The organism is Actinomadura sp. 7K534 (assembly GCF_004348575.1).
Taxonomy (GTDB): domain Bacteria; phylum Actinomycetota; class Actinomycetes; order Streptosporangiales; family Streptosporangiaceae; genus Spirillospora; species Spirillospora livida.
This window is the reverse complement of the sequence record NZ_SMKB01000255.1, coordinates 1-9,768: the sequence shown is the minus strand read 5'-3', so window position 1 is coordinate 9,768 and position 9,768 is coordinate 1. Positions and strand designations below refer to the sequence as shown.

Sequence of the window (9,768 nt, the reverse complement as noted above, 5' to 3'; positions counted from 1 at the left end):
GGTTCCTTGCCGGACGGTCAGCGCACCTTGGCGACCGACCGAACGGCCGCCCGCAGGGCCGCACGGGTCACCAGGAGGACGGGACCGTCCGGGTCCTTGCTGTCCCGGACCGCCACCACCCCGGCCGCGCCCGCCAGCTCGACACAGTTGTTACGGACGATCTGGATGGTGACATTGGGCAGGTCGCTGAGCTTGAGCAGGTGCTCGATCTGCTCGCGCATCACTTCGGCCGAACCCACCAGGTCTGGGAGGGAGAGGACGCAGGTCGGCGGAGGAGGGTCAGTTGCCGAGACTGGGCCACCAGGTGCCCTGCCGAGTCCCAGATGTCCATGTCCTCCTCGCATAGGCCGCCGGTGACGTAACGGGTGGCCACCCGGCAGGCCAGCCAACCCGGTGCCGGTCGCCGCCTGATGTGGACGGTCGCCTCCAGGGTGGTCGACGGGGCCTGGCCGATCTCCAGCACCATCGGGGCCATCGCGTCCCACAGCAACACCAGCGCCAGCAGGTCGGGCCGCCGACCGTCGCGCAGGCGCATCCACAGGTCGCAGGCGGGCGTGCCGCCGGGCTCGCCGCGCAGCCAGCCGGGGACCTCGGCGGTGCGGTACTCCACCCGGTCCAGCAGGCTCATGCCCGGCAGCGCCACACCGTCCAGCGGATCGACGCACTCGTCCGACGGCGGCAACCGCGGCGGACCGCCGAACAGCGACGTAACGCCGTCGACCCGATCGAGATCGGCGAACGTGGCGATTGCCCGCAGCTTCTCCTCGCCGCCCTGGACGAGGCTCACCTGACCGGTCGCCATACGACGCCCCGTATGCGCGACCTCGGTACGCGCCTCGGCCGACCCGACCTCGACTGGACGGAGGAAGTACGCCGACACCGACAGCGGATCGGGATGGGGCACCGTCTCCGCCAGCGCCCGCACGCCGACCGCCAGCCCATAGCTGCCGAGCGGCGCACCATGCATACCGTTCCAGCGGTCGCTGATCTGGGCGTCAAACACCCCGTCGGCACGGCGCGTGACTTCGGTATCAGAATCGAGGAAATCTCCCATGCGCACACCGTCCGGCACCCGGCACCCCGCCCGCGATTACGCCAGAGGTAAACGCGCCCGGCGCGGACGCCGATGACCGGCGTCCGCGCCGCACGCTCCGGGCGGTCTGGTGTTGACCACCCATTGCTCGTGGCCCGCGAACGGGCCCTATCGCGTCAGGACTCCACCTTGTAGGCGCGGACGACCGTCTGGGTCACGGTGTTGCCGTCGGCGTCGGTCGCCGTGATCCGCAGGGAGACGAACCCGGGGGCGTCCGGGTTGGTCACGGTCGCGATCCAGGTGCCGTCCTCTTCGGCGGACGGCGCCGCCTGCCAGGTGCCGCCGTCGTCGGCGGACGTCTCGACGGACATCGAGGTGATCTCGGGCGTCGGCAGGCCCTCGACCGGTCGCACCTTCACGGGGATCCGCGACTCGGAGCCCGGCGCGGCGGCGTTGTCGTCGCTCAGGCCGGGGACCGCGAGCCGCAGCAGGTGCAGCGGAAGAATCTGCTCCTCCCATTCGATGTGGTGCGACTCGAACGACCACTCGGTCTTGGTCGCGGTGGAGAAGACCGCGATCTCCGGGTTGGCGGTGCGGTCCCAGGTCAGGGTGTAGCGCTTGGACTCGGGCGCAAGGCTGGCGTACAGCTGCCCCGTACCGGTGGCGATCGTCTGGCCATCCGCGGCGAGGGTGAACTCGTTGGTCGTCCGGTCGATCGAACCGGTCCGTCCGGACGAGTCGACGTACGTGATGGGGGCGATCACCGAGAGCTGGCCGCCCGAGCTCCGCCGCGGTTTCGCTCCCACGCCGAAGTCGCCCGGGGTGAGGACTGCGCCGTTCCAGACGTCGTCGCGTTCACCCTGTTCCGCCACGGCCTGGTAGTCGGCGATCTGGGCCCAGTTCTCGTAGGCGATTCCGTAGCCCAGCTCCCGGCTGTAGGTCAGTCCGGGCTCGATGTAGGTAGTGACGGTCTGCGGGAAGGTCACGTCCATTCGCAGCGAGTCGACGTAACCGCCCGTCAGGTTGAGGCCGCCGGACCGGGAGTGATTCACCGAGCGGAAGTGGTTGCGGGTCACGCTCAGCTCGTCCGGGCTCGGGTGCCACACCGTGTCGGACGGGATCCGTCCGGCGAAGTAACGGCTGAGGATGTACGCCGCGCCCGGCCCCTCGGTCGCGTCGCGCTTCCCCCACCCGAGGGCCTGGAAGCCGACGTTCTCCGTGACTTCGCCGGGCCCGTGCCAGACGGCGAAGACCGAGCCTTCGGGGCCCTCAGCGGTGAACCGGTACCACGGAGTCTCGTACCATGCCTCGATCATGCCGGGGACATCGACGCCCTGCGGACTGAGCTCGACGGGCTCGCCCTCCCGCGCGTCCATCACCAGGTCGAGGTCCCAGTCGTCGACCGTGATGCGGTGGTTGATCAGGGTTTCGCCCTCCCCGGTGGCGATGGCGGTGGTGACGTCATAGACGCCGGGCGGCAGTTCGAAGACGCCCGTGCCGTTCTCGACCCTGCGCTCCCAGCGGCCGCCGTCCGTGACGCTCCAGGCGTAAACCCAGGTCGGCTGCGTCGGATCGACGCCATTGCGGTCGACCAGGTTCACCGCGACGTTGTACTTCTCCCGGCCGACATCGACCGCGAGGGGGGTGGTCACCTTCGCCGCGCCGTCGGTTCCCGTGGCGACCAGCGTTCCCTGGTAACGGCCGTGGGGAATTCCGGCACCCCGGAAAGTCAGTGTCACCTCCGCGCTTCCGCGGCGGGGAACGGTTACCTGGTCAGGCGCTTCGAGCAGCTCGGCGGGGGCCTCGGTCGGCTCTTCGTCGGGACCGGTCAGGTCGGCGGCCAACCGCAGGGTGACGGGCCTGGGCCCGGTGTTGCGGTAGGTGATCGTATGCCGCCGTGTCAGGTCCGGGATACCGGGCGAGGCCAGGTCGACGGTGATGGAGTCGGGGGAGGCCGTCACGGACCCGACCGGAGGAGCGGGCGCGGGCACGGGCGCACGAAGGTGGATCGAGAGCGCCGTCGCGCCCAGCGGCTCACCGGTCGCAGACGTGACCTGGACGGTGCCGCGATAGGCACCGGGCTTGACCCCATGGCGGCGCAGTTCCAGCTTCGCGCCGGCCTCTCGCCCGGCGGGCACGGTCAGGGAATCCGCCGACAGCGCCGCAAGCGCGGCGGGGGCCGCGTTTCCGGAACGGTCCCGCAGCTTTACCCGCAGTCGGATTTCCTGGTCCTTGCGTGTGTTGTTGCGATAGGTGATGGCCCGGCCGACCGGCTCGACCGCGCTTTCGGACCAGGTCAACGGGACGACCATGCGACGCGGGGCGACCGCGAACGGCTCCTTCACGCGTTTGGAGGTCACTTCGTACGGCCGCGACGCACCGTCCGTGGGTGTCGTTTCCGCGACGGCCGAACTCGCTCCTTGAACGGCCATCAACGTATTTGCGGTCAGGGTCAACGTGGCCAGGACGGCAATGCCGGCACGACCTCTCACACCATCACCTCATCGCGAATGGAAGCACGTTGAACTTACAGAAACCAGGACGTGCGGATGATCGCTCCGGTTTACCGTGAGCCGACGGCACTGGGTGGCCGCATCGGGACAGCGCGGCCAAATCTCCTTCCCCGTGCTCGTCCTCAGCGGCGGGCGCGCAACGGCCACGGCGCCCTGGTACTCGCCGCTTCGCCCCTACGAAGTTCACCCATGTCGCACCTGAGTTCCGTGCTTCTGGCATGGTGGTCTAATGACGGTTACCGCAATCGATTACCAGTGGATCAACGACTACTCAGAGCTAGCAGATGCGTACTGCGCTCTCCTGGCCCGCGGCCTTTCCGTGCAGGATTACCTACGGGGCATGCACGCCACGCCTTGCGGGACCGTCTCGGGGTATGCCGACTTGGAGAGGCGAAGCTCGGATGTCTGGAGGGAACACCCCGGTCAGCAGTACCTGATAGCGGCCACCACCCTCCCGGGTGATCAAGGTGAATGGCTATTGGGCCTGGAAGTAAACGGCTTCCTGGGGACCATCCCACATCTAGTCGAACCCTTGTCGCGAGGTACCCGCCTGGTCTCCCACTTCTGCAACGTCAACGCCGTCGACCGGTTCCTCTGGTACGAGGACGGCGAGGCCCGGACGTCCTTCGAACCCCTCTTCCCGACTGGCCTAAACGATTCCCCTCCAGACGATTCCCCTCCAGACGGTTTCATGGAACTGATGGAAGAAGTGGGATTCGACCTGCGAGAGGAAAATGACGAATACGAACGGGACTTCTCCATGACGACCGAGGCCACATTCGCCCTCGCCGAACGACTGACGGGGGTTCACCTCACACCGGAACTCCTGGACAAAGCAACGTTCGTCACCGGCCTCGTCCCCCATAGCGCAGCCCACGGCCCCGGTTGATCGCCATGGCCCTTGGCGCGTCAATGTCCGCGCAGGACGCGCCCCGTCTCCCATGGATCGGGAACGCTGCTGCGACCCCCTGAAGGACCGCCGGAAGGGGCAGGCATGTGGGCACGAACGCTGGAGGTCGGGTCAGGTGTCGTCCGCCGGGGGAGCCGCCTCATACTCGGGTTCGGTCCATGAGGTGGGCTGGGACTCGATGGACTTCCTGGTGTGGTCGAGCAGCCGGAGGAGCTCATCAGGGTCGTCGAAAAGCTCATTGCGAGGGAGCGGATCGTCACGGACGTATTCGATCGCGTTGATGACGTACGAGCTGCACCTGACCCGGCTGGCGGTCCACCGGGTCGGCATGCCGGACGCCATCGGCCTGGTCAGCGACGGCATCCAGCGCACCGCCCGCTATGCCGGAGTGACGCAGAAGTGCCACGCCACCGTCAGCCGGGCCTGGGTGGAACTCGTGGCCCACCACGCCGCCGAGCACGCCACCCCGGACTTCGGCGTCTTCATCGACCGGTATCCCGCGCTGCTCGACAAGCGCCTGCTCACCCGCTTCTACCGCTCAACGACGCTGGCCGGCCCGCAAGCCCGCCCCGGTTGGGTCGACCCGATCTGGTCGCCTTCCCCTGGCAGGGCAGCGATCACTAGTGGCCCGAAACCGGCGACGCGGCGATCACACGCGTCCACCACACCCGAGGGCAGCCCGAGATTGACAGCAACACCCGCCATCGCCCCGCAGGTCACGGACGCACGGTGAACCGACCCGGTGCAACCGGCCGACCGTAGGCCCGGCGCACCCCACGTAGCTCCCATGACGTCCGTGCCCGCAGTGGACGCGCGTCAGCCTTGCCCGGTGATGGCCTGCTGCTCCCGGCTGAGGATCTCCCCGAACTCCTCCAGGTCGTCATAGTTGCTGAGGACGACGCCGACCCAACCGCGGTCCAGGTAGATGTTCCAGTTGGCGCTGACCCCGCCGGTGCCGCCGCCGCGCCCCGACACCCACTCGCCGCCATTGACGATGTGAAGAACACCCGAGTACGCGTGGAACGACGTGGGCCGGCGGCCGGGACCGTTGGACCCGGTGTACAAGTGGGCGTAGGGCCGGTTCAGCACCGTGGCGTTGCGCAGTGCTTCCGCGAACCGGACCAGGTCCGGTGCGGTGGCGAACACGTTGCCAATGAAACTGCGGCCCGGATTCTCGCCTGGCCCCTGCCGGCTCAGGCTGTCCTTGTCCAGGTTGCGGACTCCGTCCACCCGGCTGCCGTCGGGCTGGCGCATGTAGGGGTGCGCGATGTGCTCGTCGGCGAGCCACTGGTCCCTGGTGTAGTAGGCGGAGCCGGTCATTCCGGCGCGTCCGAAGACGTGTTCGTTCATGTAGTCCCAGAACGTCGTACCGGTCACGGCTTCGACGATCTGCGTCGCCATCGCGTCGGCGGCGCCGCCGCCGGCGGAATGGCTGTTGAGGGCGTCGTTCGAGCCGGGGACGGCCACCAGCGTCGCCTGCCGGACCCACTGCCGCTTGTATTCGCGCACCTCTTCACGGCTGTTGAAGACGCGCTGCACGTCCGGGGCCGGGGCGTCTATCCCAGAGGTACTGGTGAGCAGGTGGTGAATGGTCACCTGCTCGGCGATGTCGCCGTCGATGCCGTCCAGGTGGGAGCCGACCGTGTCCGTCAGCGTCAGCCTGCCCTCCTGCAATAGCTGCAGGATGGCCACCGGAGGGAACGGAATGCCCGCCGAGGAGAGGTTGAACGCGACATCCTGGTGGTTGCGGACCTGCCTTTCCTTGTCGGCCCAGCCGTAGCTGCGTGACAGGACGGTCCGACCCCGGTGCGCCAGCAGTACCACGCCGGAGAACTTGTCCTGTGCGGCCAGGCCCGCCACGTACCGGTCATAGGCACCGCCGGGCAGCGCGTCGCGCGGGATCGGGCCGCTTGGCGCCGGGTCGGCGTGGCCGGGCCGGGCGCCCACCAGTTGCGCACCGGCCCCGACCACGCCCGCGGCCGCCAACCCGCCCCATCCGAGCAGCCGCCGCCGGTCGACACCACGCACGGAATCCTCGTCCATCATCACGGCCCTTTCCTGATCGGCGAACCGGTTCACCATCCGGCCCGCAACGTCCCAGCCAACGGACGGACACAGCAGAGAGCCGAAAGCCGTGACCCGGGCCAGCGACCAGAGCCGGCCGATGCGGACTCCGCCGCGGCCCCCGAAGCGGGGCACGCCATTCCCTCGGCAAGGACCGCTGTGGCCCATGCCCCCACCGAAGACGAACGGGCGTTGCGCCGACGTATGAGCTTTCCGATACACCCGCAATACACCGGGAGCCTCATCCACGAAGAACTCGTCGTGAGCCCCCACGGCGCAGCCAGATCTACCCGGCGCGTCGCGTCGGCGACTTGGCGACCCGGATCGAGGGCGCCGCTCCCGCCGCCTGGCAGGCCGGCACGGGCGCGGACGTCCTCCTGAACGACAACGAGGTGGAGCCCATCGAGGTCGCCCCGCCCTCGTCGTGTATTCCGTTGCCCACGTCGTCTGTGAACTCCCCGTCCCCCGGCCGAACTGGGCGGACGGCCCGCCCTGGGTCTGTGTCCCGGACGGGGCGAGCTGCGGGTGATCGGAGAGCGGTGCCTGCGCGTCGCGATATTGCCTGTCACTCTTGCCGCAGCGGTGGCGTTCCCGTTCACCGAGCACAATGCCCGGCGGATGCGGTCGGCCTGCATGGAGGCGCGTGGACCTCGGCGGTGTGGCGGCTGGACGGTGCGTCAGAGCACGGTTAGTCGGTTGACCAGCAGCTCCGTCCGGCGCTCGGTGTCCTCAGGTGGCAGCCGTCCCGCTCGGGTCAGGGTCGCCAGCCCGTGCAGGGACGCCCAGAACAGCTCGGTGAACAGTGCCGGGTGGACGCCGTCGCCGGCGACCTCGTCCAGGTTCTCCAGCAGGGCGGCGAAGGCGTCCTTCAGAGGCTCCGGGGTGTCCTTCTGCGCGAACGCAAGGCCGCCGTCGAGCTGGAACATGGCGTCGTAGACCGCCGGGTTGCGTGCGGCGAAGTCGAGGTAGGCGCGGGCGAGGGCGGTGACCCGGGCGCGCGGACCGTCCGCGTCTGAGGCCGCGGCCCGCAGCGCCGCGGCCATCTCGGCGGCGCCTTCCAGGGCGACGGCGCCGATGATCTCCCGCTTGCCGCGGAAGTGGCTGTAGAGGACGGGCTGGCTGTATTCGATGCGCTCGCTGAGCCGGCGGGTGGTGACCGCGTCCCACCCCTGTTGCTCGGCAAGCTCACGGGCCGTCGCCACGATGAGGCGCTCGCGAGCCGCCCGCTCACGCTCCTTGCGCTCCTGTACGGACATGCGCTGATCCTAGCACCGCTAGACAAGAGAGCGGCAGCAGTACTAGCGTTGCCACGTCATCTATCAACGCTAGTCTTTTAGGAAGGGTTCAGCATGCTCAACGCACTCGGGGTCATCACCACCGTGGTCGTCGGCCTGATGGTGGGGGTGGAGTTCTCCGTCGCCTTCGTCATCAACCGGATCCTCGACGCCCTCCCCGACGACAGCGCCCTGCGCGGCCGGGCCCACGGGGGTCGGATGCTCGGCGCCGTGATGCCGGTCTGGTACATCACCTCCCTCGTCCTCACCGCGATCTGGGCCATCGCCGGCTGGGGCGACCCAGGAACCGGCCTCGTCATCACCGCCGCCGCGCTGCTGATCGTCAGTGTGATCATGTCGATCCTCCTGCTCGTCCCGATCAACAACCAGGGCAAGACGTGGACCCCCGACAACCGGCCCGACGACTGGAAGCAGCAGATGAACCGCTGGGACCGCTTCCACTACGTCCGCGTCGCCGTCATCATCGCCGCCTTCACCCTCCTACCGGCCGCCCTGGCCTGACCCCGCCCCACACTGAGTAGGCGACGCACGATCCCCCCACTTCTGGGACAGCGGCAGTGTTGATCACGATGAATCCCACCGTGACCGCGGCGCGGGCGGCAGCGGACAGACGAGACCCGGGGCAGCCCCAGCGGACGCGTCTCGAGAACTCCGTCAGGTGGCGGTGTGGCTGCGGCCCACGGCGACCTACATGCCAAGGCGGGTCGAGCCCAGGTCTCTCCCGCCCAGTGCTTTGCCCGTCCCTAAGCCCGTTCCTAACCCCGTCCGCGACGCTGATACCCCGAAGCGCCCGACACGGTTCTCGGGCACGGCCACGTCCCCCACCTCCCACCCACAAACGACCGTTAGGCCGCCTCGGGATCGTCCGACCGGGAAGCGGCAGTGATCACGGTCCGGGCGCTGACACGGAAAGCCGCCCAACCATCGCGCGGCGAGCTTGTCCCGCAGCTCACCACGGGATGCACGCCGCCGAGGCAACTCCTCGACCTGAGCCACAGACGGCCGCGCAAGGCCACGTACCCTTCCTCGCCGCGAGGACGAGGGGCCTTCCCGAGCTCTGAGCAACACCTTCCGATGGCGCGGCGGGGGCCTGGTCCGAGCAACTCCACATGAAAGCGCAGTCCCGCACCCTGGCCCACAGTGCTTGCAATCTGCAACTGCCAGCCACTACGGTCTCCCCGAGTGGTTGCAAATTACAAGCGGTAGGAGCCCCATGCTGACGCAGGTGGCGGAGGGCGTGCTGGTCCACCAGAGCGCGTTGCTCCTGAACAACGCTGTCGTGGTGCAAGGACGAGCAGGCGCACTGCTCGTCGACGCCGGAATAACAGGCGACGAAATGGCCTGCCTCGCGAACGACCTTCGCGAGCTGGGCCAGCCCGTCGCGGCGGGCTTCTCGACGCACCCCGACTGGGACCACGTCCTCTGGCACGCCGACCTCGGCGAAGCACCCCGCTACGGCACCGCCCGCTGCGCGGCCTACATGCGAGATCTCCGCTCGAAGCCCGACTGGAAGGCCCGAGTCGCCGAGGGACTGCCGCCCGAAATCGCCGACGAAACACCCCTAGAACTGTTCGGCCTAATTACCGATCTCCCAGCCGAAACTGCGCAGATCCCTTGGGACGGCCCTAAGGCTCGGATCATCGAGCATCCTGCACATTCTCCGGGCCATGCGGCACTGCTGATCGAGGAACGCGGCGTCCTCGTAGCCGGCGACATGCTCTCCGACGTCTTCATCCCGATGCTCAACGACCCGGACGGCACCAACGACCCAATCGAGGAATACCTCGTCGGCCTGCGCCTACTGGAAGAAGCGGCGGACGACGCTGAGGTCCTCATCCCAGGTCACGGCTCCGTCGCCCAAGCCGACCAGATACGTACACGCATCGACCAGGACCGAGCCTACGTACACGCCCTACGCGACGCCGAACCCCCCAACGACCCCCGCCTCGGCCC

Annotated in this window: 9 protein-coding genes; 4 read left to right on the top strand and 5 right to left on the bottom strand. The window is 68.5% G+C overall.

Annotation, left to right across the window (positions count from 1 at the left end):
- Positions 1-17: 17 nt before the first annotated feature.
- From E1266_RS31575 to E1266_RS31565, 3 genes are all read right to left on the bottom strand, one after another.
- The gene (locus E1266_RS31575; protein ID WP_132053302.1) at positions 18-221 is read right to left on the bottom strand and encodes a DUF397 domain-containing protein; all 204 of its coding nucleotides are present in this window, start codon (positions 219-221) and stop codon (positions 18-20) included.
- Positions 221-1,054: a thioesterase family protein gene (locus tag E1266_RS31570; protein ID WP_132053300.1), complete on the bottom strand. Its 834-nt coding sequence runs from the start codon at positions 1,052-1,054 to the stop codon at positions 221-223. The genes E1266_RS31575 and E1266_RS31570 overlap by 1 nt, the downstream gene beginning before the upstream one ends.
- A gap of 155 nt (positions 1,055-1,209) precedes the next feature.
- Positions 1,210-3,525, bottom strand: a complete 2,316-nt coding sequence (locus tag E1266_RS31565) for a hypothetical protein (RefSeq protein WP_132053298.1) — start codon at positions 3,523-3,525, stop codon at positions 1,210-1,212.
- Between the two features lie 250 nt (positions 3,526-3,775).
- Here E1266_RS31565 and E1266_RS31560 point away from each other — a divergent pair, with 250 nt between their 5' ends.
- Complete coding sequence (locus E1266_RS31560) at positions 3,776-4,435, top strand: DUF6461 domain-containing protein (RefSeq protein WP_132053296.1); 660 nt, start codon at positions 3,776-3,778, stop codon at positions 4,433-4,435.
- Positions 4,436-4,736: 301 nt separating this feature from the next.
- On the top strand, positions 4,737-5,189 hold the full coding sequence (locus E1266_RS31555) for a hypothetical protein (protein ID WP_207946030.1): 453 nt from the start codon (positions 4,737-4,739) through the stop codon (positions 5,187-5,189).
- 83 nt (positions 5,190-5,272) lie between these two features.
- Here the strand turns inward: E1266_RS31555 and E1266_RS31550 are convergent, their stop codons facing one another.
- On the bottom strand, positions 5,273-6,655 hold the full coding sequence (locus E1266_RS31550; protein ID WP_207946029.1) for a serine hydrolase domain-containing protein: 1,383 nt from the start codon (positions 6,653-6,655) through the stop codon (positions 5,273-5,275).
- Positions 6,656-7,197: 542 nt separating this feature from the next.
- Positions 7,198-7,776, bottom strand: coding sequence for a TetR/AcrR family transcriptional regulator (locus E1266_RS31545; protein WP_132053294.1), 579 nt, complete (start codon positions 7,774-7,776; stop codon positions 7,198-7,200).
- A 93-nt stretch (positions 7,777-7,869) separates the two neighbouring features.
- Here E1266_RS31545 and E1266_RS31540 point away from each other — a divergent pair, with 93 nt between their 5' ends.
- Positions 7,870-8,316, top strand: a complete 447-nt coding sequence (locus E1266_RS31540) for a DUF1772 domain-containing protein (protein ID WP_132053292.1) — start codon at positions 7,870-7,872, stop codon at positions 8,314-8,316.
- A 712-nt stretch (positions 8,317-9,028) separates the two neighbouring features.
- Positions 9,029-9,768, top strand: a 740-nt coding sequence (locus E1266_RS31535; protein WP_132053290.1) for an MBL fold metallo-hydrolase, incomplete at its 3' end; no start/stop codon positions are given.